Annotated in this window: 2 protein-coding genes; both read left to right on the top strand. The window is 63.1% G+C overall.

Going from position 1 to position 442, the window contains the following annotated elements:
* Positions 1–110, top strand: a 110-nt coding sequence (locus tag OEJ36_RS30795) for a hypothetical protein (RefSeq protein WP_411861074.1), incomplete at its 5' end; no start/stop codon positions are given.
* A partial coding sequence (locus tag OEJ36_RS30395; protein ID WP_263404652.1) for a 4Fe-4S dicluster domain-containing protein occupies positions 111–442 on the top strand: 332 nt, incomplete at its 3' end.

The following is a 442-nucleotide window of genomic DNA, read 5'->3' as shown; positions in this document are numbered from 1 at the left end:
GGCTCACACGGCACGGTTACCTGACCAACACCCTGGTGCCGTTCCTCGGCGATGGCAACACACAGACCCCGGAATCCAAGTCATTCCTGGTCAACGTGGAGAAAGTCTAAATGGCCAGCCAAGACATCATTGCCCGCTCGGCCACCACCACGCCCGCGCCCTCGGTACGCGGCATGGAGGAAGTCGCCAAGCTGATCGACACCACCAAATGCATTGGCTGCAAGGCCTGTCAGGTTGCCTGCTCGGAATGGAACGAACTGCGCGACGAGGTCGGCCATAACCACGGCACCTACGAAAACCCGCAGGACCTCAGCGCCGAAACCTGGACGCTGATGCGCTTCACCGAGCACGAGACCGACGCCGGCAACCTGGAATGGCTGATCCGCAAGGACGGCTGCATGCACTGCGCCGAGCCCGGTTGCCTGGCCGCATGCCCCAGCCC

Source organism: Pseudomonas sp. PDM13 (assembly GCF_025685765.1).
Lineage (GTDB): Bacteria > Pseudomonadota > Gammaproteobacteria > Pseudomonadales > Pseudomonadaceae > Metapseudomonas > Metapseudomonas solani.
Note: the sequence above shows the minus strand (reverse complement) of the source record. Positions and strands in the feature narration are given on the sequence as shown.